Source organism: Hyphomicrobiales bacterium (genome assembly GCA_016125495.1).
Taxonomy (GTDB): Bacteria; Pseudomonadota; Alphaproteobacteria; order Rhizobiales; family RI-29; genus RI-29.
This window is the reverse complement of the sequence record WGLQ01000027.1, coordinates 108,561-135,002: the sequence shown is the minus strand read 5'-3', so window position 1 is coordinate 135,002 and position 26,442 is coordinate 108,561. Positions and strand designations below refer to the sequence as shown.

Sequence of the window (26,442 nt, the reverse complement as noted above, 5' to 3'; positions counted from 1 at the left end):
CCGCTTTTCAGTAGCGCTCGGGGCCCTCGGCCATGCGCTCGGCCTCGCGCTGGCGCACCGTATCGGCGACCGCGTCCCAGGCGAGGGAGCGCGTGTGGTCACCGAGCTGGCCGTGCACCGAGGCGAAGAAATCCGCGACCTCGGCGGCATGGACGCCGTGGCGCGCCTCCAGCACCAGTGCCAGGTGGTCGAACGAGGCATCGCGCTTGACTTGCTGTCTGATATTGCTCTGCGAGAGTGGCATGTGCTGGCTCCGGATCATCATTGCAGCGGACAAGAGCAAGCCCGATGCCAGTCCGAGCGCTGGCGCTTTCGACCCGGGCGGACAATCCTGCTAAGGTTGCTGGACAGTCGAGCCGACCTGGCAAGGAGCGAGCGGCCATGACCGAGGCTAAAGGTGCCTTTGGCAGTTCCGGGGGGAGGGCGAGGCCGAGGGCCTCGATCTTCACTCGTTTCGTGGTGGTGGCGGGCATTGCCCTCGTGCTCGCGGTCGGCGAGGGAGCCGCGATGATGCTGCCCGTTCAGGGCACGCAGCCGAAGGCCGCTGACGGGGCCAACCCGGGGGCGCAGCCGCCAGCCGATCCAACTCCGTCCATCGAGGGGCGCAAGGGACAGGAGACGCCCAGCGAGCCGTCGCAGAGGCGGCCGCACCAGGGGCCGAGTGGGCCTGGGTGCCAGGACCAGGGCACGGATCTCGATCTCATCGTCTGAGGGTGTCCGCCGGACAAGCGCGTGCCTTCGTTCGAAGGGGCGCCACGCTAGCGCCGGTTGGCACTGCCGCTTGCGCCGGATCGCCGCCGGGCGGGGGCGTTCTCGTTGCCGGTGGCGCTCGCGGCCCTGGCCTTGGCTTTGGGCTTGGTGGCGGCGGCGGTTGCCGGGGCGCGGTAACCACAGGTGCCGACCCGCACCTCACCGCGTACGTTGCGAGGTGCCACGGCGCGGGCGGGGTCACGGGGCAGGGCGTCGAGCGAGTTCGCGCCCAACACGCCGCGCCAGCCGGCGGCACGAAAGCCGTATTCGAGTAGCTTACCGGTGCGTTCGGTCCGCTCGGGTGCCGTCAAAGCGCCGAGCACGACGGCAACGAGCCGGCGGCCATTGCGCGAGGCGCTGGCGACGATGTTGAAGCCCGAGGCGCAGATGAAGCCGGTCTTCATGCCATCGGCGCCCTCGAAGCGTTCCAGCAGCGCATTGTGCGACCGTAGCGGAATGTCGCCGATCCGCATCCGGGATTGGGCAAAGAGGTCGGCACGCTCTGGGAAGTCGTGGATGATGGCGCGCGTCAGCAGCGCCATGTCCCGCGCGGTCGTCACCTGAGCCGGGTCGGGCAGCCCGTTGGGGTTGCGAAACCGCGTGCGCAGCATGCCGAGGCGTGAGGCGGTCTGGTTCATGCGCTGAACGAAGGCGCCCTCGCTGCCGGAAATGCGCTCGCCGATCATCACCGCGACGTCGTTGGCCGACTTGATGATGAGCGCGCGCAGGCCGAGGTCGAGCGACATGGTGGCGCCGACCGGCAGGCCGATCTTGCTCGGGGGCTCCTTGTGGGCGTTGGCGGACTGAACGAGGGCGGTGTCGAGCGTCAGGCGGCCGGCACGCAATTCCTCGAAGGCGATGTAGGCCGTCATCAGTTTGGTCAGCGAGGCGGGATGCCACGGCCGGTCCGGCTCATCGGCATAGAGAACGCGATCGCTGCCGACTTCATAGAGCAGCATCGGCCCGGCGAGGGCGGCGCCTGCGGCGAGTTGGCTCAGTGCCAGTGCCAGGAGGGGCCCAGCGAGCCGCCGTGCCCAGGTCCGAGGGGAATTCGCATCTTGCATCGTTTCGCGGCCCCCACGCTCGTCGTCATCCGCCCACCGCGGACGGTCGCATTCCCGGTGCCTCGGGCCGCCAGCCGGATTTCTCGGCCCATACGGGCCGGGGCTCCCGGCGGTGGCTGCGGATGGTGCCCCTGGCCCGACTCGAACGGGCACTCCGGTGAAGGAAACGGATTTTGAGTCCGTCGCGTCTACCAATTCCGCCACAGGGGCAGTGCCGCGAAGATATCTTGGCGGGCCGCGTCGTCAACCGTTGCCGCCGACGCGAGCGATCATTGTCTTTCCGGGTGCCGATCAGGTGACGGTGCTTCGGTTAACAGAGCATTACACGCGATTGCCATGGGGACGGTGTTCCATTGCCGCTGACGTGGGGTGCTGCGGGCATGGACAGGGGCGACCGGCGCAGCTACTTGGGCGGCATGCTCAGAGCCCTCTACGATCGCTGCATGGCCCTTGCCGCCCATCGCCTCGCCGGTCTCTGGCTGGCGGTGGTCTCGTTCGCCGAAAGCTCGTTCTTTCCCATCCCGCCCGACGTCATGCTCATTCCGATGGTGGTGGCCCAGCGTGCGAAGGCCTGGTTCTACGCGGCGATCTGCACGGTGGCCTCGGTGGCCGGCGGGCTGCTCGGCTATCTCATCGGCGCGAGCCTCCTCTACGTCGTCGGCGATGTGCTGCTCGACGTCTTCGATCCGAAGTGGCGTCTCGACGAGCCCGGCCATCCGGCCTTCGATCCGGCGACCTATGATGCCGCGAACCCGCAGAGCGCCTGGGGGCGCTTTCGCCAACTCTACGCGGAATGGGGGTTCTGGATCGTCTTTGCCGCCGGATTCACGCCGCTTCCCTACAAGGTCTTCACGATCGCGAGCGGTGCGGTCGGCCTCAGCCTGCCGGTGTTCGTCGCGGCGAGCCTGATCTCGCGGGGCGGTCGGTTCTTCCTCGTTGCCGCGCTCCTCTACCTCTTCGGGCCGCCCGTGCGCGCGTTCATCGAAAAGCGGCTCGGGCTCATGACCGCGATCTTCTTCATCTTCCTGATCGGCGGCTTCCTCGTCTTGCGCTATATGCACTGACGCACGAGGTGAAAGAGGTGTGGCGCGGCGTGGGCCGCACCGTCGAAGGGTGGCGACGATGGCTGTCGGCAGGGCAGATTCGGGCGCATTGGCGCCAGCGCTGGTGCTCTTCGTCGTCGCGCTCGCGTCCATTCTCGCGGCGCTGGGCTTCGAGCACATCGGCGGCTACCGGCCCTGCCCGCTCTGCCTGCAAGAGCGCTATGCCTACTATTTCGCGGTACCGGCGACGCTGGTGGCGATCCTGGCGGCGTCTCGCGGCTGGCGCCACGCTGCGATCGGGCTCCTCGTGGCGGTCGCCATCGGCTTTGCGATCAACACGGGGCTCGGCATCTATCACGCGGGCGTCGAGTGGAAATTCTGGGCGGGCCCGACCACCTGCGGGGGCGAGGCGGCCGTCTCGGGATCCGTCGGCAGCCTGCTCGACGGGATGGCCAGCGAATCGGTGGTGCGCTGCGATGAGGCGCCGTTGCGGATATTCGGCCTCTCATTCGCCGGCTGGAACGCGGTGATCAGCCTCGTTGCGGTGGGTCTTGCGGCCGTTGCGGCCGCCCGGGTGGCCCGAGCCGTCTGACGAAGGGTGCCGCGCCCGCGGCGGACCCGATACGCGGACCTTACGAGGCCCTTTCCTAAAGCTCGAATAGATTCATCAGGTTGGCGCGGGCGCCGGGCAAATCAGCCCAGCGAAGATGAACGTTTGTCAAGCGAAATACCCCATCTCGGTCGCATTCCCTGCCAATTGTGGCCCCAGTGCTACGGTTAATTCCAACCGTCGCCGACGACACCCCCCCCAAGTCGCTGGCGACGCGTTCGGTAAGGAGCGGCCCGATGCGAACGACATCAGATCAATCCATCGTTGCCGAGTTGCGGTGCCAGGCTTTCCCCCAGAGCCCGTCGCCGGTTGGCAAAGCCAAGGGCTGCTCCGCCGTGGTGTTCCTGTCTCGTCGGTGTGGTGTCGAGTTCGTCGCGTCGCGTCATTCGCCCAAGACCGTTCCGGGATCGGAGCAGAAAAGAGCGGAGGATGGTTCGTCGGTGTCCCCCATGCCGTCGAACCAGGACTTGAAGCCCCGGCTGCGCCTGAGTTGCTCGATCGAGCAACTCAGGAGCCGGAGGGCGAGGCAGAGGGCCGAAAAGCTCTCGGTTGGCCTCGAGGCGCGGGTTTTGCGTGGCGTTCGCGGCGCTGTGCCGGGTGCGCGGGCGGTGTCACGGTCCGGTCTGGTGGAAGTCGCGCCGGTCGGACCGGGGCAGGTCTCGCTGCTCCACTCGGATGCCGCAATGGTTTCCGTCGCGGTGCACTGAGCATCGTGGCGAAGGTTTCGGGCCGGGGCGGGTCGCTCCGGGTCCGCGCGAACTCCAGGGCGTGCTCCGAACGGGGTGCCCCGGGGAGCGTAGAGAGTACCGCGTAAAGCGTACCGCCGGCCGCAAGCCGGGCGGATCGGGTCCGGTCATCGTCGGCGCGTTCCATGCCCCGACCGTCACCCAGTACCGCGTAACCGTGTTCCAGTAGCGTAACCGTTGCGTACCGCGTTCCGACGGGCCCCACCCGATCGGGCGTCCCCAGAGCGGTTGCCCCCCAACCCTTTCGACGCCGATCCCGCGGTCCGTCCAACGATCGGTCCCGTCGTTCCGCGTTCATACGGGAGCCGAAGCTGCTGCGGCCGAGCCTTGCTCGGTCGCAGCACAGAATTCGGGCTGGCGGCTCGCTGGTCCATCGAGTTGGCGGATGGGATCGGTCGAGTCCTATCGATTGCTGCGAACCTCGCCTGAACAGGTTTTGCGTTGTGGGGTTGGCTCCCCTGGTCGCATCCGCCATCGCCCATCCATCGAACACGGCCCGAGCGACGCGCGCGGGGCCCGGCCAAGGAGCACGAGCATGGAACGCGACAATCACGATCCCGCACAGTGGAATCAGGCGGTCGGCTATGCACGCCTCATGTGCGCGCGCATCTTCCGCGATGGGGGCAGCCCGGCCGACGCACTCGCCGCGTTCGGCGTACGCGGTCGCCAGAAGGCGCGCACCGACTGGAGCGCGGCGGTCGATGACATCGCCGCGGCGCTCTGCCGGCCCGCTCGCGCGGCTTGAACGACGACGGCCCGCCCGTCCGACACCGCAAGGCTCTACGGTTCGAGTTCGCTGTCCCAGTAGAGATAGTCGAGCCAGCTTTCGTGCAGGTAGTTCGGCGGGAAGAGACGGCCGTTGGCATGCAGTTCATAGACCGTCGGGCGATAGGGCATCTGGCGCGGTATCATGCCCCCGACGTGCGGCATGGTGCCGCCCTTGGCGAGATTGCACGGAGCGCACGCCGTCGTGACGTTGTCCCAACGAGTGAGGCCGCCGCGTGAGCGCGGAATGACGTGGTCGAAGGTCAGTTCGTCGCGGTCGCCGCAATACTGGCACTGGAAGCGGTCGCGAAGGAACACGTTGAAGCGGGTGAAGGCCGGGTAAAGCGCCGGTTTCACGTAGCTCTTGAGGGCCACGACGCTCGGAAGACGCATCCCGAAGGTCGGGCTCGATACTCGACGCTCATACTCCGAAACAATGTTGACACGGTCGAGGAAGACCGCCTTCACCGTGTCCTGCCAGCTCCAGAGCGACAGCGGGTAGTAGCTGAGAGGCCGATAGTCGGCATTCAGCACCAGTGCCGGGAACCTTTCCGGCGATTGCATCGCCGCTGCGATCATCGGTCACCCTCTCTCATGCGAGCACGTCGCTGATTCGAGGCCTACTCACGGGCCGGATACTAGAGCCGCGTGTCAACTCTGTGAAGCCGGGGGTCCGGTACGTCCCGGAGATCGCCAAGAAGCGGGGAAATCGCGCCTCAGCCGGTGGCGAGAAGGCGGTCGCGGATCGCGTCCAGGGCGTGGCGCCAGCCTCGAAAGTAGTCGTCGTCCATCAGGATGTCGCGGCCCTGGCCGGTGAGGCTGCCCGGCGAGATCAGTTCAGCGACGAGCTCACCGGGCGTCGTTTCGCGGCGCTCGAGCAGCGTGGTGGCGCTCGCCCGCATGGTCTGGGCAACCAGGGTTCGGGCGGCGGCCGGTTCGATCCCCTCCGATTCGAGCCAAGCGATCATGTCGTTCGCGAGGACCTGCAGCCAGCCATAGCCGGCGCCGAGGATCGAGGCCTTCTCAAACAGCTCCTCGGTCTCGAGCGCGACCACGGCGCCGAGGGGCGTCAGCACGGTGCGGGCGGCCGCATTCTCGGGGTGGAGGCTGGTGGCGCTCTCGCCATATAGGCCGGCGACGACCGGCATGGCGCGCACCACGGTTGCCGGCCGGGCGATGCGGGCCAGCCGTTCGAGCGTGACACCCGCCATCAGCGAGAGCACCGTCTGGCCGGCGCGCCAGGGCAGTCCGGTCATCGCCTCCTCAGTCTGGGGTGGGCGCACGGCGACGACGACGAGGTCGGAGCGGCAAACCACGTCGGCGTTGTCGGCAGCGATCTCGAGGCCGTGTGCGCTGGCGAGTGCTTCGGCATCGGCCCGGCTGCGTGGTCCAAGCAGCAGGCGGGGCGGCGAGGCCGTGCGCAACATTCCCGGCACCAGATGGCGCATCAGGTGGCCGACACCGATGATCCCGACGGTCAGCTCGCGCGACTGCATACCACCTCACTCCTTCGACTGTCCGGACCGCGCAATGGACCCCGAGCGCTTCTCGAGCCCAAGCCCCGCCAGAACGCTGTAGCTGTCCTCGATCGAGCGACAGACGTGGGCTCCGAGGCCCGAGAGTTCGCTGCCGACGTCAACCGGCAGGCTGGTGTTGGAACCGGGCGGAACCTGGTTGAGGCGACCACCGATCATGACCGGGATGGAGAGGCCCCGTTCTTCGAGGGCCGCATTCAAGGCCGAAAGGAAGTCGAGGGCAATGCCGTTGTACGTGCTGACCGCGATGGCATCGGGCATGGTGGCGCTGGCGAGTTCGGCGAGTTCGTCGGGGGTGACCGTGACGCCGGCGTCGTGCACGCGCACGCCGAGCCGCGCGAGCACGGTGTCCAACAGCATCTTGCCGTGCTCGTGGATGTCGGTCGTCGCCGACAGAACCAGTGGCGCGGCTCGTGCGATCGCCGCGCGGGTCGGCGCATCGCAGCGTTCGAGGTGCGTTGCGGCCATCTCGGCGATCTCGTCGACGATGCTGGAGCGGACCAGAGGCTGGCGGGGCAGAGGGTTACCCGCGTCCGGCGCGGGTCCCGGGCCGAAGGCTGCTTCCAGCCGGCGTCCCCCGAGACGGCGTAATGCAGCGAGCAATTGGGCAGGGTCCGTGGTGTCGATGCCGATCGCCGAAAGGCCGGCGAGCACGTTGTCGCGAAAGCGTTCGCCGCCCGCCACGATGCCATCGGCGAGGCGCACGGCCGCCGAAAGGTCGATGAGCGGTGCGAGGTCGGCGGTGCGCTCGGCGAGGCGGTGGGCGAAGCACTGAGCCTCCACGATCTCGGCGATCTCGGGAATGCGCTCGTTCTCGGTGACCGGAACCGGATTGATGGCGTGACCGGTGGCGAACCGGCGCTGGCCCGCCAGATCGACGACGAGATAGCTCGCCAGGCTCGCGAAATTCTCCGATGGGGTGCCGCGATAGGCGGTGGTGTTGCCGTAGACCATGGTTCCGGGGGCATTGGTCACGCGGGAAAGGGCGATCTGGAAGGCGGCACGGCGCACCGGGTCGGAAAAATGGTGGCCATAGCAGTGGGCGAGGCGCGCGCCGATCAAATGCTCGATGGCATGCTGCTCGAGGAGGACGGCGCCGAGGCTGCAGGCGAGATCGGTGAAGAGCGCGGCAAATCCATCGTCGAGGTTCGAGTGCACGAGGATGGGGGCCGGCGTGGCGGCGATGAGGCCGAGTGCGATCACGGTCGCCTCGGTGGCGGCGCGGTCATCGTCACGGCCCGGCAGGCGGAACGCGAAATACTGGCCGAGGTTGCCGATGGCCGTCGAGCCGGCGGCGAGGGCCGCGCGGGTGTTCTCGAGGGCCGCCGGAAAGCCGAGCACGAAGTCGCCGAAGTGCGGGGCGACCGGGGCGGCATGGCTGATGGCATAGAACTGATCGAGGTCGTCGAGGACGAGGCCGGTGCCGGCCGGGACGGCGCGGCGTTCGCCGACCGGAAGCCCCATCGTCCAATCGAGGCAGATGCCGTAGCGGTCGACGCGGGCGCCTCTCTCTCCGGCACGGGCATGTACCTCGCGGGCCGCGGTGACGGTGCGCTCGAGGCTGCGAAAACCGATCTGTGCGTGTTGCATGATGCGGCCATCGGCGGCCATCCGGCGTTTGAAGTCGTGCTCGCATACGACCCCGTTGGCCGTGAGGAATGGGCAGGAGCCGAGGAGCGTCCTGCCCGCCTGCTCACGGCCCTCCGCCAACAATTCGGCGCCGGGGCGCAGACCCGCCGGCAAAATCCGCTCACGGTCGGGGAGCACCGAGGCGCCGGTGGGTGTGGTCATTCGGCTTGCTCCGGTCCCTCGGGAGCCCTGCCGAGCGCGCGGGCGAGGAAGGCGCGCGCCAGCTCTAGGCCCTCGGGGTCGATGCCGTGGCCGAGCGACGGGCGGATGCGCGTTTCGACTGCGACGCCGAGGCCTTCGAGAACGCGGGCGGCGAGCCCGCTCGCGGCCGCCGGGATCACATCGTCGAGGGCGCCGTGAACGAGGAGAACCGGCGGACGGGCACGGATTTCGCCGGCAAGCCGGTCGGGAGCGGCGAGGGCGCCCGAAAAGCCGACGATGGCGGCCGGGGCGACGGTGCGGCGTAACCCGGCGTGCAGGGCCATGATGGTGCCCTGGGAAAATCCGACGAGGGCGAGCGCTCCGGGCGGCAGGCTCCAGCGGGCCAACTCGGCAGAAAGGAACGCCTCGAGCGGTGGAGTGGCAGCGGCGGAACCGGCCGCGATCTCACGCGGCGAAAGGTCCGAGAGAGCGAACCACTGGCGCCCGCCGAACACCTCGAACGGCAGGCGCTCCGGCGCGTCTGGCGCAACGAACACAGTGTCCGGCAGTGCCTCGGCGAGCGGGGGAGCGAGCGCGATCAGATCGTCGCCGTTCGCGCCGTAGCCGTGAAGGAGCACGACGAGGTGGCGCGGCGGGCCGCCGTTCGAGGGCCCGAAGCGCGGCCCGTCCAGAGTTGCCTTGGTCATCGGCTCGCCGCGCCTCCCCTCGCGCTGGTCGTTCTAGATCGGCATGCCCGGGGCGATCTCCTGCGCCTCGGTGGCGGTGGCCGCACCCTCTCGCCGTTTGCCATAGTAAGCCCAGAGCAACCGCGCGGCGACTCCGCGCCACGGGCGCCAGCGTTCGGACAACAGAGCGAGGGCCCGCGCGTCCGGGCGGGTTTCGAGATCGAACAGTTCGCCCGCCGCCACCTGCAGCGCGAGGTCGCCCGGCGCGAATGCGTCGACACGCCCGAGCCCGAACAGGAGGTAGATGTCGCAACTCCACGGCCCGATGCCATGGATCGCCAGCAGGCGGCGGCGCAATTCGTCCTCCCCGAGCCCAGCCAGATCGTCCGCCGCAATAGCGCCCGTCGCGAAAGCCTCAGCCACGGCGCGGATGGTCGCGATCTTGGGACGGCTCAGTCCGACGGCGCGCAGTTCGTCGTCGGTCGCGGATCGTACCGTCCCAGGCGTCAGGGGTTGGAGGGCATTCGCGAACCGCGCATGGATCGCCCGCGCGCTCGCGGTCGAGACCTGCTGGCCGATGACGATCCGAACGAGCCCCTCGAAACCGCCGGCGTCACGGCGCAGCGGTGGCAGTCCGGCGACGCGCCACGCGCGTGCCATGGCAGGGCAGTGCGCCGCCAGCGCCTTCACGCCGACCTCGATGTCGGCCATGGTCTCGATGGTTGCGGGCGGCTGCAAGCGATGGGCTCCGGTTCCGATGAGGGCTCGATCGATGCAACGCCCGGACGGCGATCCGGAGGCGTGACGTGACGAAGGGCCGGGAGACTGTTCCCAAGAACGCGAGGCCAGCGCAAGGCTCGCCGGATGGAGCGCGGCGCCCTCGCCTCCGGTTCGCGCCGAGCCCGAACGGCCCATTGCACGCCGGCCATGCTCTTTCCGCGCTCGTTACCTGGACCTTCGCCGATCGGCTCGGCGGCGAGGTTCTGCTGCGGATCGAGGACATCGATACTGTGCGCACGCGCGAGGCCTATGTTCGCGGCATCATGGATGACCTCACCTGGCTCGGGCTCGCCTGGTCGGGCGAGGTGGTGCGCCAGTCGGAGCGCTTTGCGCTCTATGGCGAGGCGGCGGGACGGCTCGAGGGGGCGGGCCTCCTCTATGCGAGCTTCCAGAGCCGCGGTGAGGTTCGGTCCGCGGTGGACGAGGCAACCGCGCAGGCCTCGTTGCGCGCCGAGAGCTGGCCGGTGGACCCCGATGGCCAGCCGCACTACCCGGGGGGCGACCGCCAGCTGACACCCGGCGAGATCGAAGAGCGACTCGCGCGCGGTGATCGTCCGGCCTGGCGTATCGACATGGGGAAGGCGATCGCGGCGGCGCGTCAGCGCGGGTCGTGGCCGCTGATGATCGAAAGCTTCGATGCGGAAGGAAAGTCATGGCAACGGCCGGCCGATCCCGCCATCTGGGGAGATGCGATCATCGTGCGCCGTGACACTCCAACGAGCTATCATCTCGCCGTGGTCGTCGACGATGCGGCGCAAGGGATCACGCACGTCACGCGCGGCGCCGACCTCGAGCGGGCGACCGATCTCCACCGACTGCTGCAGGCGCTGCTCGGGATCACGCCGCCGATCTATCATCATCATGGTCTCCTCAGGGACGATAGTGGACGAAAACTATCGAAGAGCGCGGGCGACCGGAGTCTCGCGAGCCTCCGGCGGGCCGGCGTCACGGTGGAGGAAATTCGCGCGCTCTGTGAGGCCGCGATTGGCATGCACCTCGCCGCTGGCGCGGGTGACGGTGCGGTCGGTTGGCCGACGCCGGAGAGTTATCACGAAAAACATTGAACAACAGTATTTTAACAATTCCGGACGAAGTTCTCTCGAAGCGGTAGCCGAATCCATCCGGCGCCATCCCGATCGACGAGTGAACTGGAATACCATCGCATGTCCGAACGCCTCAGATCGAACGCCGCTCCGGCCGGGCTCTGGTCATGCTTTTCCCTCCTGATCGCGGCGGCGCTGGTCGGCCTGCTTGTCGGCGATCCCATCCGGGTGCGCTTGGTTCGGGCATCGCGGGCGATCGCGGCGTTCTGGGATGCGGCCCGGCGGCGGATCATGGAGGCGGGCGCCGGGCTGCGGCGCCGCAAGGACGGCCAGGCCGTGAGCGTGCCGATGGTCGTGCCTCATGGCGAGCCGCCGGTCCTGACGCCGCGCGCGCAACTGGGCAAGCTGGAGCAGCACGTCGCGCGCGCGGCCGAGCGCTCGCGCACCGCCGGTCGCTGCCATATCGAGGCGGCGGCCAAGCTCGACTACGTCGAACTCGCCATCGGAGATATCCGCTCGGAGATGGAGCGCATCCGAGTGGGTGGCTCCGCCCGTGCGGTGGTCCGCGACGGGCCGTTCGCTGCCGGCTGCGACGTGGAAGAGCCCGTCGCCGCCTGAGGCCCTCGACGTCAGGGCGACAGCAGCACGAGAAGTGCCGAGATGGTGGCGAACGAGATCAGAGTGCCCAATGCGATGGCACCCGAGACGGTGCCTACCGCGCACTCGTGCTTGCTCGCAAATAGGTAGGCATTGGCGCCGGTCGGGACCGCCGCGAGCAGCACGATGACGCCGATCCAGAGGGGCGCGAGGCCGAGCAGCGGACCGGCGATCAGCCAGGCGAGGGCGGGCATCATGACGAGCTTGATCGCGGTCGTGGCCAGTAGGCTCGCCGGTTGCGCCGTGAGGGAATACTGCGCCAGACTCATACCGAGGGCAAATAGCGCGCCGGGCACGCCGGCTGCGGCCAGGAGCGCGAGAAGCTTGTCGGCGACGCCGGGGATCGGCAGGCCGGTCTGGCCATAGAGCGAGCCGAGGACAATGCCGAGGATGATCGGGTTGCGGGCGAGATCGCGCGTGAGCGCGAGCAGCGTCTCCATCGTCGAGGTCGCCGCGCGCGGTGTCGTCCAAGTGATCTGCAGCGTCGCGGCGAGCCAGAGCAACGGCGCGTGGATGGCGATGATGGCCGCGAGCGGGGCCAGGGCGGCTTCGCCGAAATGGCCGAGAACCAGCGGAATGCCGAGCATCACGGTGTTGCCGAAGGCCGCGGCCATGGAGATGGCGGCGCTGTCGGACGGCGGCCGCCGCAGGACGAAGAGCGATACGAGGCTGGCGATGAGCCAGGTCGCCGCCACCGCGCTCATGTAGCCGACGAGCAGAAGGACCTGATCGGCAGGCGGCGCCTCGACCGTCGCGAGGGTGCGGAACAGCAGGGCCGGCATCGCGATGGTGAAGACGAAGGCGGAAAGGCCGGCGCCGGCGGAGGCCGCGAGGAGACCGGTGCGCGCGCTCGCATAGCCGAGCGCGATGAGACCGAAGACCGGTGTCACCGTCGAAAGAACCTCGGACAGCGTTTCGGCGAGCATCGCGGAGAGATCCAAAAGCGCGGGGCGTGGAGGGCATGGTGCTCCCTACGGCGCCCCTCCATAGCCGAGCCGTGCCGGGTGCGCACCCCTTGCCCGAGGTGCGAGAGGGCGCGCGCGCCGGCGGTGCCGGGTATCGCTAGAATTCCCTTGGGTGTCGCTGCCCGGAGGCGTAGGGTCGCGCGCGCCGCGGCGCGCCGTCACGGGCGAGGCCGCCTAACGATTTCAACGAGGAGCGTGTCCATGATTCATGCGACATTCAGCTGGAATGAACTGATCACCCACGACGTCGAGCGGGCCAAGGCCTTTTACGCCGAGGCCGTGGGCTGGGAATACGATCGCATGCTGATGCCCGACGGCGGCAGCTATTGGGTCGCGGTGATGGGCGACGAGGCCGTGGCGGGCATCATGCAGATGCCGGCCAATCTGCCGGCTGGAACGCCCTCGCACTGGTTCAGCTACCTCGAGGTGGACGACGTCGACAGCCGCATCGAGAGCGTCAAGGCAGCCGGTGGCACCGTGCTTCGGGAGGCTTTCGATGTCGACGGGGTCGGTCGGATGGCCGTCGTGTCGGACGCAACCGGCGCGGCGATCGGATTGATGACTTCGGAGCACATCGACGACGACGACTTCGACGACGACGAGTACGACGACGAGGATGACGACGACGACGACGCCGAGAAGGGCGACAAGCGCTGAAGCGGGTCGCATAGGTCGGGCATGACGGGGCACCCCCGCCGGGGGTGCCTTTTTTTTCGCTGCGCACCGGGTCCGAGCGCTGGGCCGGGCAGGGGGATTGCGCGCCGTGCGGCGTGGTGGTCAACTGGCGGCGAAGTCGTCTCGGGACGGCGACCGGCGGAGCGCCGAAGCAATCGCCACCCCCGCAGGGAGAAGGCAAATGGGTATTGTGCGCAGACCGTGGGCTGCACCAGCCGGTGCGTTCTTCGTGCTCGTGCTGCTCGGATTGGCGCCCGCTCCGGCGCGCGCCGCCGACTTCTGCGATAATCCGCAGGGTGCGGCGGAGCGAACCATCTGCCGGCATGGATTTCTGATCCGCCTGGATCGTATCCTCAACGTGGTCTACGAGCAGTTCGGGGCACAATTCCATGGCGCCGCGCTACGCAATCTCAGAAACGAGCAGCGTGGCTGGCTGATCTCGCGCAACGCCTGCCGCAACGATGTGATCTGCATCGCGAACGCCTATGACGAGCGCATCGCGCAGCTCGAGGGCGGAGACGGCTCGAGCGGCGACACACAGGCCGATGGCGGTTCTTACGACAACAGCGGGTCGGCGGGTGGTTCATACGACAACGGTGGTTCGTCGGGTGGCTCGGCGGGCGGTTGGGGCAACGGAGGAGGCTACGCCGGCGGCGGCGGAGGCAGCGGCGGTTATGCGGGCGGCGGTGGCGGCTATGCCGGCAACCAGAACGGCGGGCAGGGCGACCAGTGCCCGGTCGGCTTCGAACTGGTCAACGGGCGCTGCCAGCGCAACGCGAACGTCGATGGCGAGGATCCCTGCGGACCGGGCTTCGTACAGGTGCCCGAAACAGACGGCTGCATCGCCCAGGTCGTGGTGGACGAGAACAACCTCATGCCGATGCCGGGCCGCTCCTATGGTGGCATCGTGCGCGAGGGGCCATATATCGAGCGCCCGCGTGTTGCCTCGCTGCGCGAAGGCGAGCCGATCACCGTCCTGCTGAACTCGGGCGTGGAGATGAATGGCTACTACTGGTACCGGATCCGCTTCCAGGGCGGTCGCATTGGATACCACTGGGGCGGAATATTCTGTTCGGGCAGGCAGCTGAACGGAGTGCTCGCGCGCTGCTAGGCGCGGCCGGCCGGAACGGCCGGCCGCACGTCGGGACGAATGGGCGGGCAAGCATTTTGGAGGGCCGTGATGTCCGAGCGCCGCATCCAGGAAAAGGATGTCGAATACAATGCCCTGAAGCGGGCCGAGCCGTCGTTGCCGGCGAGCTGGTATCATGATCCGGCCCACCACGCCCGCGAACTCGCCACGATCTGGCGGCGCGGCTGGTTGTACGTGTGCCGGAGCACCGCGCTCGCCGAGCCGCTCTGCTATCGCACGCTCACGGTCGGGGACCAGAACATCGTCGTCTTGCGCGACGGGCAAGGGGTGCTCAAGGCCTTCTACAACAGTTGCCGGCACCGCGGCTCGCTCCTCTGCACACAGCACGAGGGCCGGCTCAAGTCGAAGCTCCTCGTCTGCCCTTATCATCAGTGGTCGTTCGCGGCCGACGACGGGCGGCTGGTGCGCACGACCTCGTTCAGCGAGCCGGAGGGATTCTCCAAGGGCGATTATTCCCTGTTTCCCGTGGCGCTCGGGGAGTGGCGCGGTTCGGTCTTCATCAATCTCGACGCGAACGCCACGTTCGATGCGCGCACCGTTTTCCAGCGCGATGCCGAAAACCTCGCCAATTTCCCGCTCGAGGATCTCGTGGTCGGGCACACCTGGCGCACGGTGATGAACTGCAACTGGAAGACGTTCTGGGAGAATTTCAACGAGTGCCTGCACTGCCCGAATGTGCATCCCGAGTTGGTCGATCTCGTGCCCATGTATTCCCGGCGCATCATGCTCGCACGTGACCTGCCGGACTGGGTCGAGCATCAGGACGACGCGGACCCACGCTACAAGGGCGGGATGCGCGAGGGCGCCGAGACCTGGTCGATGGATGGACGCGCGCAGGGCCGCGTCATTCCATCCCTCTCGGCGGCGGATCTCGCGCGCGGACACCATTATGCGACGATCTGGCCCTCCATGTTCATCGCCGGATATCCCGACCACATGCGGATCGTGCACATGCTGCCGAAAGGGCCGGAGCAGACCGAACTCGTCGCCGAATGGCTTTTCCCGCCCGAGACACTCGCCGATCCGGACTATGACACGACGAACGTGGTCGATTTCGCAAAGCTCGTCATGGAGCAGGACGCGGCGGTGAGCGAACTCAATCAGCGCGGTCTGCACGCCGCGCCGTTCGAGCAGGGCGTGCTGATGCCGGAGGAATACTTCGTCAAGCGCTTCCAGGACTGGGTGCGCGCCGAACTCGGCGAATGAAGGCGCCTCGTCAATAGCCGCGATCGCCGTCGTAGACATTCGACAGCGGCTCGCCCGCTTCGAACCGTCGGATATTGGCGATGACGGAGCGGGCCGCCGTCGGCGGATGCAACTCGCCAGCCATGTGGGGCGTGATGCGGATTCGCGGATGGGACCAGAAAGGGTGAGCGGCCGGCAGCGGTTCGGGCGAAGTGACATCGAGGAACGCGCCACGCAGGTGGCCGCTGTCGATCGCGGCAATGAGGTCGTCGTCGACAACGTGGCCGCCGCGACCGATGTTGACGAGCGCGCTGCCCGCCCGCATCCGGGAGAGGAAATCGGCGCCGATCAGACCTTTCGTCTCGGGCGTCAGCGGCAGCGCGCAGACGACGTAGTCGCAGAGCGGCAGCATCTCGGCGAGGCCGGCCGGGCCATGGTGCGTCGCCAGACCTTCGATCATTCGCGGCGTGCGACCCCAGCCGCGCACGGAAAATCCGAGCAGGGCGAACCTGCGCGCAACCTCCTGGCCGATGGCGCCGAGCCCGAGGACGCCGACGGTCTTGGAAGGCGTATAAATGACCGGCTGCTCGTCCCAGCGGTGCTCGGCCTCGCTGCGCGCGACGACGTCGAAGAAGCGGTGAAAATGCAGGACGGCGTAGATCGCGTATTCGGCCATCATGGCGCCCTGGTAGGGGTCCGACATGCGCACGATGGGCAGATGGCGCGGCAGGCTCGGATCGCGCAGGATGTGGTCGACGCCGGCCGCGGCGGAAAAGATCACCTTGAGGTTGGGCAGCGAGGCGAGGAGCCCCTCCGGCGGCATCCAGACGAGCGCATAGTCGATCGCCGAGGGGTCGCCCATGTCGTCAGTGCGCCGCAGTTCGATCTCCGGGGCCAGATCACGCAGGGCCGGATCCCATTTTCCACCTGCGGCGACGAGCAACCTCGACATGCTTTCAACTCCTTGCCTGGCAAGCAGACGGACATCGCCCGCCGGCAACGCCGGGGTTGCGTCATGGCGGCTCACGCCGCGGCGGCCGTTCCATCCACGAGGCGGACGATCTCGGCCATGATCTCGTTCAGCTGGTAGTCCTTCGGTGTGAAGACCGCCGCGATGCCGGCGCTCCGCAGCCTCGAGGCATCCTCTGGCGGGATGATGCCACCGACGATGACCGGCACGTCGCCGAGGCCCTCCCGGCGCATGAGGTCAACCACCTCGCTCGCGAGCGCGACGTGGCTGCCGGAGAGGATGGAAAGTCCGACGACGTGGACGCTCTCTTCGAGGGCGGCGTTGACGATCTGGGCGGGCGTCAGGCGGATGCCTTCGTAGACGACCTCCATGCCGGCGTCCCGGGCGCGCACCGCGATCTGCTCGGCGCCGTTGGAGTGACCGTCGAGACCGGGCTTTCCGACCAAGAATTTGATCCTGCGCCCGAGCCGGGCGGAGGCCGCCTCGACGGCGGTGCGCACGCCTTCCAGACCGTCCGTCGGTGCCGATCGGGCCTGGCCGACGCCGGTCGGGGCGCGGTATTCGCCGAAGACGGACCTGAGGCAGGCGCCCCACTCGCCGGTCGTCACTCCGGCCTTGGCGGCGGCGATCGAGGGCTCCATGATATTTCGCCCCTCGCGCGCGGCGCTCTCGAGGTCGGCGAGGGCACTGGCGACGGCGGCGGCATCACGCGCGGCGCGCCAGGCCTCGAGGCGGGCGATCTGTCCGGGCTCGACGTGGTCCGGGACGGTGAGGATCGCGGCGTCGGTGCCACCGGCGAGCGGTGAGGGCTCGGTCTCGGTCCAGCGGTTGACGCCGACCACGATCTGCTCGCCGCTTTCGATCCGCGCGAGGCGGGCGCTGTTCGACTCGACGAGGCGGCGCTTCATATAGTCGATGGCGGCGACCGCGCCGCCCATCTCCTCGATGACGGCGAGTTCGCGCCGTGCCTCGGCCTTCAGTTCGGCGACGCGCGCGGCGATGACGGTCGAGCCTTCGAGGATATCGCCGCATTCGAGGAGGTCGGTCTCGTAGGCGAGGACCTGCTGCATGCGGATGGACCACTGCTGGTCCCAGGGGCGCGGCAGTCCGAGCGCCTCGTTCCAGGCGGGGAGCTGGACGGCGCGGGCGCGGGCGCCCTTGGAGAGCGTCACGGCCAGCATCTCGAGGAGGATGCGGTAGACGTTGTTCTCCGGCTGCTGCTCGGTGAGGCCGAGGGAGTTGACCTGCACGCCGTAGCGGAAGCGACGATGCTTTTCATCCGCGACACCGTAGCGCTCACGGGTGATCTCGTCCCAGAGTTCGGTGAAGGCGCGCATCTTGCAGGTCTCGGTGACGAATCTCAGGCCCGCGTTGACGAAGAAAGAAATGCGGCCGACCACGGCGGGGAATTCCGCCTGTGTCACCTCACCCGAGGCGCGCACGGTGTCGAGCACGGCGATCGCGGTGGCGAGTGCGTAGGCCAATTCCTGCTCCGGCGTCGCACCCGCCTCCTGGAGGTGATAGGAGCAGACGTTCGTCGGGTTCCAGCTCGGCACCTCCCGGCAGGTGTAGCAGATCACGTCCTTGATCAGCCGCAGCGAGGGAGCCGGCGGGAAGACGTAGGTGCCGCGAGAGAGATATTCCTTGATGATGTCGTTCTGGACGGTGCCGGAGAGCGCCTTGCGGTCGGCGCCCTGGTCGTCGGCGGCAGCGATGTAGAGGGCGAGCAGCCAGGGGGCCGTCGCGTTGATGGTCATCGAGGTGTTCATGCGCGCGAGTGGGATGCCCTCGAACAGCGTGCGCATGTCGCCGAGATGGCCGATGGGCACGCCGACCTTGCCGACCTCGCCACGCGCGAGCGCGTGGTCGGCGTCGTAGCCGGTCTGGGTCGGCAGATCGAAGGCCACAGAGAGGCCGGTCTGGCCCTTGGCCAGATTTGAGCGATAGAGGGCATTGGATGCCGCGGCCGTCGAGTGGCCGGAGTAGGTGCGGATGAGCCATGGCTCGTCACGCCGGGGCGATGACAAGCTGCCCTCGGATCGATCCTTCGTGTTCGCGCGCCTGTCGTCCGCCATGGTCTTGCCTGTTCTGCTGATTGGCCGTCGGGCGACTCTAGCCAGATCTTGCTGCAATGCAAAAGCCGTGATCGTGCGGGGTGGGGTGATCGCGACGATCGTACCGAACCGGTTAACGGGCCAGTCAGTTGTTCCGTGTAGTGTAAGGTTCTTGTCCGGTGGAAGAGGTGCCGGAGCTGCATCTGTCATGAGGATGAAGCGATGAGCACAGCTCGCGCGCGCAGGGACCGCCGCCGCTTCGGCCGTCGCACCACCAGCCTGCACGGCTGGGTGAGGGTGCGGGGGCTTCCGGCAATCGCCTGCATGGTGCGCAACGTTTCCCAAAAGGGGGCCTTGCTGGTTCTCGATCGCGTGGTGCGGCTGCCCTACTTCTTCGAACTCGAGATCGAAGTGCTGGAATTCCGCGGTCCGGTCGAAATCCGCCACCAGTCGGGTGCCCGGGTCGGCGTCTTCCTGCTCGAGGCGGACATCGACATGTCGTTGCTGGATGCGCGGGCACCGGCCGAGCCGTTGATGGTCGAGGCCTGAGCCGGCGGCTCGCGTGCGTCGCGAGTTGCCGAAAGCGGCCTTGCGTGCCATCGAATGCGGGTCGCCGGATATCGGGGTCGCAGCGGACGTAGGTGCGAGGGGAGGTGGCCGTGCCGAGGTGGGCGCGCGTGCGCGCTTTGGGCGTCGGCAGCGCGGTCGGGGTGGCCGTCGGGCTCGCGCTCGTCTCGTTCCACCAGCCTGGTCTCGTTGCTGCTCTCGGCAATCGGATCGCCGACCTGACGGCCCGCGAGCCAGCCATCCGGCCCAAACTCGACCATCTGACCACGGACGGCAGGCGGGTCGACGAGGCGGCGCTCCGTGGGCGGGCTTCGGTCGTCACATTCGTCTTCACGCATTGCCCGGACGTCTGCCCGACGACGCTCGCCGACATGGCGGGATGGATGGCGGCACTCGGTTCGGACGCCGGACGGATCGATTGGTATGCGGTGACGCTCGATCCCCAACGCGATGTGCCGCAGGGCGATGCCAGCGGCTTTCGGGACTACCTTGCTGCTTTCGACGAGCGGATCGTCGGACTCCACGCCGGCCCCGAGGTCACCGAAGCGGCCGCGCGGAGCTTTCGCGTGACATATCGCAAGGTCGTTCTGGAAGGTTCGGCGGCCGACTACACCATCGACCATTCCGCCGGAGTCTATCTGCTCGATGCGACGGGCCGATACCACGCCATCATCGGGCTCGGCGAGTCGGCCGAAGGGGCGCTCGCAAAATTGCGACGCCTCCTCCACGGGGGATCGTGAGGCGGTCCGATGGGACGATTGCGGGTGCGGCGCCGGGTGGGCAATATCCACCGGGCAGGCGCCTTGCCGAAGGGCTCTGCCGGTGGGCGGCCCCGCAGGCCATGGAACGAGAGCATGAGCCGAGGCGACAAGCTAGTTGTGGGTGTTGCTGTTGTCGGTGCGGTCGCGCTGGCCCTGGTCGCGGCCATCCTGCAGGTGCGCTACGCCGAAGTGCTGTTCTTCAAGCGGCTCATGGCGACGCTGGCCGGTTGTTTCTAGACGTCCCACGTTTCGAGGGTGGGCGCGGATGTGCCTGCCGCGAACATGGCCCTATCCAAGGGGCTCCCCCCTCCTTCGGGTGGCATGCTGCACTGCGGAATTCTCTTGAAATCGTTATTGCAATGCGAAAACCTGTCATTCGACCCGCAACCGGTGAATTGCGGGCCGGATGACGGAATGGGACAAGGGCGAACACGATGAGCAAGGATGACGCCGGGCAAGCGGCGCCAGGCAGGCTGGCATACCGTTCGGAGCAGAAGGACCTCTACGAGTTCGGCGAGATCCCGCCGCTCGGGCACGTGCCATCCAGGATGTATGCCTGGGCCATCCGCAAGGAACGACAGGGGCCGCCCGAGCAGGCCATGCAGGTCGAGGTCGTGCCGACCTGGGCGCTCGACAGCCACGACGTGCTCGTTCTCGTGATGGCCGGTGGTGTGAACTACAACGGCATCTGGGCCGGTCTCGGCACGCCGGTGTCGATGTTCGACGTGCACAAGAACGCCTATCACATCGCCGGTTCCGATGCCTCCGGTATCGTCTGGGCGGTCGGCTCCAAGGTGAAGCGCTGGAAGGTCGGCGACGAGGTCGTCATCCACTGCAACCAGGACGACGGCGACGACGAGGAGTGCAACGGCGGCGACCCGATGTTCTCGCCCTCGCAGCGCATCTGGGGCTACGAGACGCCGGACGGCTCGTTCGCCCAGTTTTGCCGCGCTCAGGACCGTCAGCTCATGGAACGGCCCAAGCACCTCACCTGGGAGGAGGCGGCCTGCTACACCCTCACACTCGCAACCGCCTATCGAATGCTGTTCGGACACAAGGGGCACGAGCTGCAACCGGGCGACAACGTATTGGTGTGGGGCGCGTCGGGCGGCCTCGGCTCGTTCGCGATCCAGCTTTGCGCCACCTCGGGCGCCAACGCGATCGGAGTCGTCTCGGAGGACGACAAGTTCGATTTCGTCAGGCAGCTCGGCGCCCGTGGCGTCATCAACCGCAAGAAATTCGATTGCTGGGGCCAGCTGCCGAAGGTGGGAACGCCGGAGTATCAATCCTGGCTCGCGGAGATGCGCAAGTTCGGCAAGGCCATCTGGGACATCACCGGCAAGGGCGTGAACCCGGACATCGTGTTCGAACATCCAGGAGAATCGACGTTCCCGGTCTCGGTCCAGGTCGTCAAACGCGGCGGTATGGTGGTCATTTGCGCCGGCACGACCGGCTACAACCTGACCATGGACGCGCGCTATCTCTGGATGCACCAGAAGCGCGTGCAGGGCTCGCATTTCGCCAACCTCAAGCAGGCGGCCGCGGCCAACAAGCTGGTCCTCGAACGGCGTATCGACCCATGCATGTCGGAGGTGTTCCCCTGGGGCGATATCCCGAAGGCGCACACCCGGATGTGGAAGAACCAGCATCTGCCGGGCAACATGGCGGTGCTGGTCAATGCGCCTCGGTCGGGGTTGCGGACTTTCGAGGACGTCATCGAGGCGAACGGCCAACTCTGAGGGGCCGGCTCCGATCCGGCGGCGAGCCGACCAGACGAGGCGGCGGGTGATCAGTCCGCCGTCGCTGGCGTTGGCTGGCGCGCTTGCCGGCGGGCGAGCTGGTGCTCACGCCAGATGACGAACAGTCCGCTTGCCACGACGATGACCGCGCCGACCACGGTCCAGAGGTCCGGCAATTCGCTGAAGATGACAAAGCCGAACAGCGTGGCCCAGACCAGCATCATATAGAGCAGTGGCTGGATGACCGAGGCGTCGGCATGGCGCAGGGCCAGCATCAGCAGGCCATGGCCGCCGATCGCCGTCAGCGAGAGGGCGATCAGCAGCGTCCAGGCGTCCCCGGTCATGGGCCGCCAGTCGCCGATGCCGAAGGGCGTGACGGCGAGCGCCGCGATGACGCCGGTATAGAGCAGCCCCGTCTCCATGCCGTCGGTGCGCATGGTGAGACGCGTCAGCAGATTGTAGAGCGCCCAGGAAAAGCACGTCGCGAGCGCGATCACCGAGCCGATGCCGAAGACGCCGGTGCCGGGCCGGATGATGACGAGGGCGCCGACGAAGCCGACGGCGACCGCCAGATAGCGCCGCCAGCCGACCTTTTCGCCGAGCAGCGGGCGGGCGAGTGCCGTTGCGATGAGGGGGGCGACGGCGAGGATGGCGTGCAGTTCCGCGAGGCCGAGGAAATAGAGCGCTGAGGCAAAGAGTCCGATCTCGACGAGAAGGAGCACGGAGCGGGCGATCTGCAGGCCCGGCCGGTTGGCGTTGGCGGCCGCTTTCAGACCGGCAAGGCCGCGGGTCGCGAGCAGCATGGCGACCATGAAGGTGGCGAATATCCAGAAGCGCACCAGCAGCAGCTGGGTCACCGGATAATCGACGATGAGGAGTTTGGTCAGGACGTCCTGGATCGTGAACACGAAGGTGGTGGCGACGGCCAGGAGCACGCCGAGGCGCTGGGAGCGGGGCGCCGAAGCGTCCGGGTCAAGCGCTTTTCCGCCGGCCTCGCCTGCCGTATCGGTCATGTTTCTCCCCTGGCGCTCCACGTCGCCTCGAGAGGGGAGAGCGTGGGGCTCACTATCACGATGACGAGGACGAGGTCGACACGATGCTGGAACGGGCGGGTGCGTGGCGGAGCAGGCGTGCACACCGCGCATGGCTCGCAGTGTGGTTCGGTGCGGGGCTCGCAGCAGCGATGATGGTGCTATCGGCGGCCGGGCCGGCCGCGGCCCATGTCGGCGAGCATCACGGCCAGGGGTTCGCCGACCACGTCATGACGGTTCTGATCGATGCGGGCGGGCTCATCGTGCTCGGGATGCCGGCGCTGGCGCTCGCTTCGTGGCTCGCGCGGCGGCTGGCGGCATGGTGGCCGCTGGCTTCGCGGGCCCGCACGGCCGCTCTCTCGGCGGCTTGGGTGGTCGCGCTCGGGGGTCTCGGCGTCGGTGGCATCGCGGCGTGGACCACGGTCGGCCACGCGCTGGCACCCGAGCCGATCGCACCCGAGCGCTGGTGGACGATGCTGGCGCTGGCCGTGGTCGGCCTCACGGTCGGGGTCTCGGGGCTGGTCGTCGTCTCCGGGGTATGGTTGGCTGCGGGCCGGCGGCAGCGGCTGGCGCCGCCGCCGAAGCCGTGATCGCTTTTCGTTTCGCGCCAAAGCTGCCAGAGCAAACTGCCGATGCGGTCGATCGATCCATGCCAGAGCCGGACAAGTTCCATGCGTAACCCGATCCTCTCGATCCTCACTGTCCTTGCCTTTGCCGGCGGCCTGCCGGCGGATGCCAAAGAGGGCGGCTTTTCCATCGCGCCAGGCTTCACCTGCCCCGCCGACGCGGCGTCGATGGCGCGGCTCGAGCTTTATTTCGGGATGTCGCGAGCGGGTGGCCCCGAGGTGACCGATGCCGAGTGGTTCGATTTCGTCGGGCGCGAGGTGACGCCGCGCTTTCCGGACGGGCTCACGATCCTTTCGGGCTATGGCCAGTGGCGCAATTCCGAGCAGGTGATCGTCAGGGAATTATCGCGCCTCGTCATCATCCTCTATCGACCCTCGGCTGACGCCGAGGCGCGCATCGAAGCCATCCGCACGGCCTACAAGGCCGCGTTCCGGCAGGACTCGGTGATGCGCATCGACAGCGCCTCGTGCGTCAGTTTTTGAGGGGGAGTGGGGAGGGCTCGCATTGCGATCGAGCCGGGGATGGGCTGGAGGGTGACTCGTGTCGGAACTGAGCATATGCTGCAACGCTGAGCAAACCTAATGCGTTGTGTGGAGATTTGTGAACGCGATCCCTGCGAGTCATCTGCAATCGAACAAGCGTGGCGCAATTTTTGGAGGTGTAGGTCAAGTATTCTTTGTGGAATCGGCGGCCTTGGACAATGAAATAGCTATCAACGCCGCGCAGATAATTCCGAAGAAGCCGTGGAGTGCTGCAAATAGCCGAGCAGCCGGGCACGGTTGAAAGTCTCCGAAGCCCACCGTTGTAAAAGTTATTATTGTAAAATAGAGAACGTCGGAGGCGGTCACCGGATCGCCAGATGACGACACAATCCCATATTGAATATATGTCGTAAACATTTGCGCATTTATGAAAACTACAATCCAGGGAACGTAATAAGCCACAGAAAGTCCATAAAATTTCTTGCTGGACCCGGATGCCAAGCTGAAAGCGATTGCAATCGTTGCAGCAAACCACACGAGTCGATTCCAACCAGCAAGGCCGCTGTCGACTGTCGACTCGCATGCTTTGTCTAGATGCATGGGAAGTTTCTCGTAGTGCTCCCAAAACAAGATCGCCCAAAATACGGATGAAAATACGGAAAGATAAAAAACAAAGGCGAGCAGACGATTGCCTCCAATAATTGTTCTAAATAGAAATTTACAACATTTCAGCAGGCGCCTTAGTCTGCGCGTGTTCATATCGTCATCACATTCCATCTGAACGATTATCGCCGTCAATTGAGCGTCAAACGTCGACAGGATATGAGCTGGCGCAGAGCGCCAGCCATCAATCAGTCGCGACGGGGGCTTGTTTGAGGTCCCGGGAAGCGCTTGTCAACATGGATTGTTGAGGTGATCATATGCGCTCTTTGGAGTGGCTCGCGTGTTGTTGCCAAAGGCTGAAGTGCACCAACTGTGGATATCGAGAGAATGCACAAACTGCATAAAAGACGCAAAGCACCAATGCCCACTTCGGGTGCTTGCCTCTTTGTACGATTTATTAACGCAATTCAGCCGTTCAGTATCGTTTCCCCACAAGCCCACGTTTGAACGACCCAACCCACTCCCCTCCCCTTACCCCGCCGCGGCTTCCTTCGCCACGGCATCCGCCATCTCGCGCATGCTGGTGAAGCGGAAGTCGACGTCGGGGGCGTTGTCGACGGGGCGGGTCGCGCCGAAACCGCCTTGGGCGTGACGGCGATGGATCCAGCAACGCGCGAGGCCATGGCGGGCGGCCGGCACGTGGTCGTGAAAGAGGCTCTCGGCGGTGTGCAGTATGTCGCCCTTCGTCAGGCCCATCGCCGTGATCGTGCGCAGCAGTTCGTCGAAGTTGAGGTCCGAGGGCTTGTAGGCGCCGACGTCCTCGGCGGTCACGATGGCATCGAAAGTGACGCCGAGCTTCTCGTTCGAGCGGGCAAAGCTCGCCCGGTCGACGTTCGAGAGGATCACCAGCTTGAAGTGCTTCTGGAGGTCCTTCAGCGCGCCGGCGCTGTCGGGAAAGGCCGGCCAGTTGCCGACCGAAGAGCCGTAGGCGGCGGCCTCGGCGTTGGTGATCGTCAGCCCCCATTCGGCGGCAAGGCGCGCATAGACCACGGCAAGCAGCTCGGAATAGCGCATCGCGGGCGTGTCGGCCTGCTGGGCGCTCTCGTGGCGGGCGTGCGCTTCGAGGATGGCATCGCGCGAGAGGGGGGTCGGCAGTCGCGAGGTCAGCGACGCAAGGGCGGTGAACATGCCGCTCTCCCAGTCGATCAGGGTGCCGTAGCAGTCGAAGGTCAGGACCTTGAAGTCGGTGAGCTTGCGGGGCATGGCGTCCTCTCGGGTGTCTGGGGCGTTGGCGGCGTTCGGGGCGGACTTTGCTTTATCGGCCGGGCCGGGTAAAGCTGAAGTGGAATCCGAGGCGCAACCCGATAGAGGAGCACCATGTCGGTTCTGCACGTCGCACAACTCCACCACAACGATCCCTACCACGAGCAGCGTTGCCAGCTCGCCGCCACGTTCCGCTGGGTGGCCCGGCTCAACATGCACGAGGGGGTGGCCAACCACTTCTCGCTGGCCGTCAACGACGATGGCACGAAGTTCCTCATGAACCCGTGCAATCGGCACTTCTCGCGGATCCGCGCGTCCGACCTCATCCTGCTCGATGCGAACGACCCCAAGACCATGGACCGGCCCGACGCGCCGGATGTCACGGCCTGGGCATTGCACGGGGCGATCCACCGGCGCAGCCGCGAGGCGCGCTGCGTCATGCACGTGCATTCCAAGTACGCCACGGTGCTGGCGACACTGAAGGACCCGGGCATGCCGCCGATCGACCAGAACACGATGCGGTTCTACGATCGCCTCGCCTTCGACGACGGTTACGACGGGATGGGAATGGGCGATGAGGCCGAGCGGGTGTGCGGCCGGTTCGGCGACAAGCCGATCCTCGTCATGGGCAACCACGGTGTCATGGTCTCGGGGCCGAACGTCGCCTGGGCGTTCGACGATCTCTACTATTTCGAGCGGGCGGCCGAGACGCTCGTGACGGCCTACATGACCGGGCGCGAGTTGCTCGTCGTCAGTGACGAGGTCGCGCGCAAGACCATGCAACAATGGATGACCTACGAGAATGGGCCGGAGAACCACCTCCGCGAAATCATGGGCATCCTCGATGACGAGGGCAGTGACTTCAGGGCGTGAGGGGCGCCGGCACGCTGTCGCGCCCCCGGGGCGTCCAGGGGTGCGCGA

Annotated in this window: 27 protein-coding genes, 1 tRNA gene and 1 pseudogene; 15 read left to right on the top strand and 14 right to left on the bottom strand. The window is 67.0% G+C overall.

Annotation, left to right across the window (positions count from 1 at the left end; all coding sequences use genetic code 11):
* Window positions 1–7: 7 nt before the first annotated feature.
* Entirely contained in the window at window positions 8–244 is a 237-nt protein-coding gene (locus GC150_16555) for a hypothetical protein (protein MBI1386519.1), read from the bottom strand.
* A gap of 137 nt (window positions 245–381) precedes the next feature.
* Between GC150_16555 and GC150_16550 the strand changes: the two genes are divergently transcribed.
* Window positions 382–711: a hypothetical protein gene (locus GC150_16550; protein ID MBI1386518.1), complete on the top strand. Its 330-nt coding sequence runs from the start codon at window positions 382–384 to the stop codon at window positions 709–711.
* Between the two features lie 47 nt (window positions 712–758).
* Here GC150_16550 and GC150_16545 read toward each other — a convergent pair whose 3' ends face one another.
* Together GC150_16545 and GC150_16540 are read right to left on the bottom strand one after the other, a co-directional pair.
* Entirely contained in the window at window positions 759–1,814 is a 1,056-nt protein-coding gene (locus GC150_16545) for a D-alanyl-D-alanine carboxypeptidase (protein MBI1386517.1), read from the bottom strand.
* 123 nt (window positions 1,815–1,937) lie between these two features.
* Window positions 1,938–2,024, bottom strand: a tRNA-Leu gene (locus GC150_16540).
* Window positions 2,025–2,230: 206 nt separating this feature from the next.
* Here GC150_16540 and GC150_16535 point away from each other — a divergent pair.
* The 3 genes from GC150_16535 to GC150_16525 all read left to right on the top strand — a co-directional run bounded on the left by GC150_16535 (window position 2,231) and on the right by GC150_16525 (window position 4,958).
* Window positions 2,231–2,878, top strand: a complete 648-nt coding sequence (locus GC150_16535) for a DedA family protein (protein ID MBI1386516.1) — start codon at window positions 2,231–2,233, stop codon at window positions 2,876–2,878.
* Between the two features lie 58 nt (window positions 2,879–2,936).
* Window positions 2,937–3,449: a disulfide bond formation protein B gene (locus GC150_16530; protein MBI1386515.1), complete on the top strand. Its 513-nt coding sequence runs from the start codon at window positions 2,937–2,939 to the stop codon at window positions 3,447–3,449.
* A gap of 1,299 nt (window positions 3,450–4,748) precedes the next feature.
* Entirely contained in the window at window positions 4,749–4,958 is a 210-nt protein-coding gene (locus GC150_16525; GenBank protein MBI1386514.1) for a hypothetical protein, read from the top strand.
* 35 nt (window positions 4,959–4,993) lie between these two features.
* Here the strand turns inward: GC150_16525 and GC150_16520 are convergent, their stop codons facing one another.
* The 5 genes from GC150_16520 to GC150_16500 form a co-directional block, all read right to left on the bottom strand.
* Window positions 4,994–5,557, bottom strand: coding sequence for an HNH endonuclease (locus tag GC150_16520; GenBank protein ID MBI1386513.1), 564 nt, complete (start codon window positions 5,555–5,557; stop codon window positions 4,994–4,996).
* Window positions 5,558–5,694: 137 nt separating this feature from the next.
* Window positions 5,695–6,474, bottom strand: coding sequence for a hypothetical protein (locus GC150_16515; GenBank protein ID MBI1386512.1), 780 nt, complete (start codon window positions 6,472–6,474; stop codon window positions 5,695–5,697).
* A 6-nt stretch (window positions 6,475–6,480) separates the two neighbouring features.
* Window positions 6,481–8,304, bottom strand: coding sequence for a hypothetical protein (locus tag GC150_16510; GenBank protein MBI1386511.1), 1,824 nt, complete (start codon window positions 8,302–8,304; stop codon window positions 6,481–6,483).
* Entirely contained in the window at window positions 8,301–8,990 is a 690-nt protein-coding gene (locus GC150_16505) for a hypothetical protein (GenBank protein MBI1386510.1), read from the bottom strand. The genes GC150_16510 and GC150_16505 overlap by 4 nt, the downstream gene beginning before the upstream one ends.
* Window positions 8,991–9,023: 33 nt before the next feature.
* Entirely contained in the window at window positions 9,024–9,680 is a 657-nt protein-coding gene (locus tag GC150_16500) for a DNA-3-methyladenine glycosylase 2 family protein (protein ID MBI1386509.1), read from the bottom strand.
* A gap of 95 nt (window positions 9,681–9,775) precedes the next feature.
* Between GC150_16500 and GC150_16495 the strand changes: the two genes are divergently transcribed.
* The gene (locus tag GC150_16495; GenBank protein MBI1386508.1) at window positions 9,776–10,813 is read left to right on the top strand and encodes a tRNA glutamyl-Q(34) synthetase GluQRS; all 1,038 of its coding nucleotides are present in this window, start codon (window positions 9,776–9,778) and stop codon (window positions 10,811–10,813) included.
* Window positions 10,814–10,912: 99 nt separating this feature from the next.
* Window positions 10,913–11,410 carry a hypothetical protein gene (locus tag GC150_16490; protein ID MBI1386507.1) on the top strand — a complete coding sequence of 166 codons (498 nt, stop codon included), beginning with the start codon at window positions 10,913–10,915 and terminating at the stop codon, window positions 11,408–11,410.
* Window positions 11,411–11,421: 11 nt separating this feature from the next.
* Here the strand turns inward: GC150_16490 and GC150_16485 are convergent, their stop codons facing one another.
* Entirely contained in the window at window positions 11,422–12,375 is a 954-nt protein-coding gene (locus GC150_16485) for an AEC family transporter (GenBank protein ID MBI1386506.1), read from the bottom strand.
* 240 nt (window positions 12,376–12,615) lie between these two features.
* Here GC150_16485 and GC150_16480 point away from each other — a divergent pair.
* The 3 genes and pseudogenes from GC150_16480 (at window position 12,616) to GC150_16470 (ending at window position 15,445) form a co-directional block, all read left to right on the top strand.
* Window positions 12,616–12,978 (top strand): annotated as a pseudogene (locus GC150_16480) (VOC family protein).
* Between the two features lie 292 nt (window positions 12,979–13,270).
* Complete coding sequence (locus tag GC150_16475; protein ID MBI1386505.1) at window positions 13,271–14,200, top strand: hypothetical protein; 930 nt, start codon at window positions 13,271–13,273, stop codon at window positions 14,198–14,200.
* Window positions 14,201–14,269: 69 nt separating this feature from the next.
* Entirely contained in the window at window positions 14,270–15,445 is a 1,176-nt protein-coding gene (locus GC150_16470) for a Rieske 2Fe-2S domain-containing protein (protein ID MBI1386504.1), read from the top strand.
* Window positions 15,446–15,455: 10 nt separating this feature from the next.
* Here GC150_16470 and GC150_16465 read toward each other — a convergent pair whose 3' ends face one another.
* Both GC150_16465 and GC150_16460 read right to left on the bottom strand, forming a co-directional pair.
* Window positions 15,456–16,376 carry a glyoxylate/hydroxypyruvate reductase A gene (locus tag GC150_16465; protein MBI1386503.1) on the bottom strand — a complete coding sequence of 307 codons (921 nt, stop codon included), beginning with the start codon at window positions 16,374–16,376 and terminating at the stop codon, window positions 15,456–15,458.
* A 71-nt stretch (window positions 16,377–16,447) separates the two neighbouring features.
* Complete coding sequence (locus GC150_16460) at window positions 16,448–18,469, bottom strand: protein meaA (GenBank protein MBI1386502.1); 2,022 nt, start codon at window positions 18,467–18,469, stop codon at window positions 16,448–16,450.
* A gap of 201 nt (window positions 18,470–18,670) precedes the next feature.
* On the opposite strand from GC150_16460, the gene GC150_16455 reads away from it, so the two are divergent.
* The 3 genes from GC150_16455 to ccrA all read left to right on the top strand — a co-directional run bounded on the left by GC150_16455 (window position 18,671) and on the right by ccrA (window position 21,515).
* Window positions 18,671–18,997 carry a hypothetical protein gene (locus GC150_16455; GenBank protein ID MBI1386501.1) on the top strand — a complete coding sequence of 109 codons (327 nt, stop codon included), beginning with the start codon at window positions 18,671–18,673 and terminating at the stop codon, window positions 18,995–18,997.
* A 92-nt stretch (window positions 18,998–19,089) separates the two neighbouring features.
* Entirely contained in the window at window positions 19,090–19,755 is a 666-nt protein-coding gene (locus GC150_16450) for an SCO family protein (GenBank protein MBI1386500.1), read from the top strand.
* A 455-nt stretch (window positions 19,756–20,210) separates the two neighbouring features.
* The gene (gene ccrA, locus GC150_16445; GenBank protein MBI1386499.1) at window positions 20,211–21,515 is read left to right on the top strand and encodes a crotonyl-CoA carboxylase/reductase; all 1,305 of its coding nucleotides are present in this window, start codon (window positions 20,211–20,213) and stop codon (window positions 21,513–21,515) included.
* Between the two features lie 50 nt (window positions 21,516–21,565).
* Here ccrA and GC150_16440 read toward each other — a convergent pair whose 3' ends face one another.
* On the bottom strand, window positions 21,566–22,660 hold the full coding sequence (locus GC150_16440; protein ID MBI1386498.1) for an EamA family transporter: 1,095 nt from the start codon (window positions 22,658–22,660) through the stop codon (window positions 21,566–21,568).
* 38 nt (window positions 22,661–22,698) lie between these two features.
* On the opposite strand from GC150_16440, the gene GC150_16435 reads away from it, so the two are divergent.
* Complete coding sequence (locus GC150_16435; GenBank protein ID MBI1386497.1) at window positions 22,699–23,136, top strand: hypothetical protein; 438 nt, start codon at window positions 22,699–22,701, stop codon at window positions 23,134–23,136.
* 42 nt (window positions 23,137–23,178) lie between these two features.
* A complete protein-coding gene (locus GC150_16430) occupies window positions 23,179–23,655 on the top strand; it encodes a DUF3574 domain-containing protein (GenBank protein ID MBI1386496.1) in 477 nt (158 codons plus the stop codon).
* 183 nt (window positions 23,656–23,838) lie between these two features.
* Here GC150_16430 and GC150_16425 read toward each other — a convergent pair whose 3' ends face one another.
* Both GC150_16425 and GC150_16420 read right to left on the bottom strand, forming a co-directional pair.
* On the bottom strand, window positions 23,839–24,432 hold the full coding sequence (locus GC150_16425; protein ID MBI1386495.1) for a hypothetical protein: 594 nt from the start codon (window positions 24,430–24,432) through the stop codon (window positions 23,839–23,841).
* A 357-nt stretch (window positions 24,433–24,789) separates the two neighbouring features.
* Window positions 24,790–25,521 (bottom strand): haloacid dehalogenase type II, encoded by a 732-nt coding sequence (locus GC150_16420; GenBank protein ID MBI1386494.1) that lies wholly within the window; start codon window positions 25,519–25,521, stop codon window positions 24,790–24,792.
* A gap of 114 nt (window positions 25,522–25,635) precedes the next feature.
* Here GC150_16420 and GC150_16415 point away from each other — a divergent pair, with 114 nt between their 5' ends.
* Complete coding sequence (locus tag GC150_16415; protein MBI1386493.1) at window positions 25,636–26,394, top strand: hypothetical protein; 759 nt, start codon at window positions 25,636–25,638, stop codon at window positions 26,392–26,394.
* The last annotated feature ends 48 nt before the right edge of the window (window positions 26,395–26,442 follow it).

Excerpts from the sequence above, each read along its gene's own strand:
- GC150_16555 (MBI1386519.1), bottom strand. The coding sequence starts at position 244 with ATGCCACTCTCGCAGAGCAATATCAGACAGCAAGTCAAGCGCGATGCC.
- GC150_16550 (MBI1386518.1), top strand. The coding sequence starts at position 382 with ATGACCGAGGCTAAAGGTGCCTTTGGCAGTTCCGGGGGGAGGGCGAGG.
- GC150_16545 (MBI1386517.1), bottom strand. The coding sequence starts at position 1,814 with ATGCAAGATGCGAATTCCCCTCGGACCTGGGCACGGCGGCTCGCTGGG.
- GC150_16535 (MBI1386516.1), top strand. The coding sequence starts at position 2,231 with ATGCTCAGAGCCCTCTACGATCGCTGCATGGCCCTTGCCGCCCATCGC.
- GC150_16530 (MBI1386515.1), top strand. The coding sequence starts at position 2,937 with ATGGCTGTCGGCAGGGCAGATTCGGGCGCATTGGCGCCAGCGCTGGTG.
- GC150_16525 (MBI1386514.1), top strand. The coding sequence starts at position 4,749 with ATGGAACGCGACAATCACGATCCCGCACAGTGGAATCAGGCGGTCGGC.
- GC150_16520 (MBI1386513.1), bottom strand. The coding sequence starts at position 5,557 with ATGATCGCAGCGGCGATGCAATCGCCGGAAAGGTTCCCGGCACTGGTG.
- GC150_16515 (MBI1386512.1), bottom strand. The coding sequence starts at position 6,474 with ATGCAGTCGCGCGAGCTGACCGTCGGGATCATCGGTGTCGGCCACCTG.
- GC150_16510 (MBI1386511.1), bottom strand. The coding sequence starts at position 8,304 with ATGACCACACCCACCGGCGCCTCGGTGCTCCCCGACCGTGAGCGGATT.
- GC150_16505 (MBI1386510.1), bottom strand. The coding sequence starts at position 8,990 with ATGACCAAGGCAACTCTGGACGGGCCGCGCTTCGGGCCCTCGAACGGC.
- GC150_16500 (MBI1386509.1), bottom strand. The coding sequence starts at position 9,680 with ATGGCCGACATCGAGGTCGGCGTGAAGGCGCTGGCGGCGCACTGCCCT.
- GC150_16490 (MBI1386507.1), top strand. The coding sequence starts at position 10,913 with ATGTCCGAACGCCTCAGATCGAACGCCGCTCCGGCCGGGCTCTGGTCA.
- GC150_16485 (MBI1386506.1), bottom strand. The coding sequence starts at position 12,375 with ATGCTCGCCGAAACGCTGTCCGAGGTTCTTTCGACGGTGACACCGGTC.
- GC150_16475 (MBI1386505.1), top strand. The coding sequence starts at position 13,271 with ATGGGTATTGTGCGCAGACCGTGGGCTGCACCAGCCGGTGCGTTCTTC.
- GC150_16470 (MBI1386504.1), top strand. The coding sequence starts at position 14,270 with ATGTCCGAGCGCCGCATCCAGGAAAAGGATGTCGAATACAATGCCCTG.
- GC150_16465 (MBI1386503.1), bottom strand. The coding sequence starts at position 16,376 with ATGTCGAGGTTGCTCGTCGCCGCAGGTGGAAAATGGGATCCGGCCCTG.
- GC150_16460 (MBI1386502.1), bottom strand. The coding sequence starts at position 18,469 with ATGGCGGACGACAGGCGCGCGAACACGAAGGATCGATCCGAGGGCAGC.
- GC150_16455 (MBI1386501.1), top strand. The coding sequence starts at position 18,671 with ATGAGCACAGCTCGCGCGCGCAGGGACCGCCGCCGCTTCGGCCGTCGC.
- ccrA (MBI1386499.1), top strand. The coding sequence starts at position 20,211 with ATGAGCAAGGATGACGCCGGGCAAGCGGCGCCAGGCAGGCTGGCATAC.
- GC150_16440 (MBI1386498.1), bottom strand. The coding sequence starts at position 22,660 with ATGCGCGGTGTGCACGCCTGCTCCGCCACGCACCCGCCCGTTCCAGCA.
- GC150_16435 (MBI1386497.1), top strand. The coding sequence starts at position 22,699 with ATGATGGTGCTATCGGCGGCCGGGCCGGCCGCGGCCCATGTCGGCGAG.
- GC150_16430 (MBI1386496.1), top strand. The coding sequence starts at position 23,179 with ATGCGGTCGATCGATCCATGCCAGAGCCGGACAAGTTCCATGCGTAAC.
- GC150_16425 (MBI1386495.1), bottom strand. The coding sequence starts at position 24,432 with ATGGAATGTGATGACGATATGAACACGCGCAGACTAAGGCGCCTGCTG.
- GC150_16420 (MBI1386494.1), bottom strand. The coding sequence starts at position 25,521 with ATGCCCCGCAAGCTCACCGACTTCAAGGTCCTGACCTTCGACTGCTAC.
- GC150_16415 (MBI1386493.1), top strand. The coding sequence starts at position 25,636 with ATGTCGGTTCTGCACGTCGCACAACTCCACCACAACGATCCCTACCAC.